At 61.5% G+C, this 493-nt stretch carries 1 protein-coding gene and 1 pseudogene; both read left to right on the top strand.

All coding sequences use genetic code 11. The features are described 5' to 3' along the window. Positions 1-218: pseudogene (locus CVH10_RS17225) on the top strand (IS6 family transposase); the annotation flags it as partial. A 16-nt stretch (positions 219-234) separates the two neighbouring features. Next, positions 235-493 (top strand): hypothetical protein (locus CVH10_RS26600; protein ID WP_219924739.1); only part of this gene is annotated, 259 nt, incomplete at its 3' end.

Raw genomic sequence — 493 nt, forward strand, 5'->3', positions numbered from 1 at the left:
GGTGCGAGAACTCCCACCAACCCACCCGCCAACGTGAACGAGCGATGAAGGGCTTCCGCACTGTCAGCTCAGCACAACGATTCCTCGCAGTGTTCAGCCGGATCTCGCCGCACTTCCGCCCACCCCGGCACCGGATGGCTGCCACCGACCACCGCACCGAACTGGCCATCCGATTCCAGGTATGGGATCAGGTCACCGAACAAACCATCGCTCCCTGACCGACCTCCCCGTGCGATGCCTTGCCGCACCCCAAAACTGCTGTACTCCAGACAACTTGACAACACCCGACTGACCCTGTTCGACCCGAAATCGCGGGCCCAGGGAATCTTCGTCGATCCAGACATTGTCCTCACGGCACCGACCGCACTGGTCGATTCATCGGTGTCTAGTACATTGTCGATGGCCGTCGCAGGTCTTCTGTCCGGAGTCGATGATCCAATCGCCATGGCCTCGCTCGACGGGGCTGTCCAAGAGATCGGGCGATGGTGGCCTC

Source organism: Halomonas sp. ND22Bw, assembly GCF_003011945.1.
Lineage (GTDB): Bacteria > Pseudomonadota > Gammaproteobacteria > Pseudomonadales > Halomonadaceae > Halomonas > Halomonas halophila.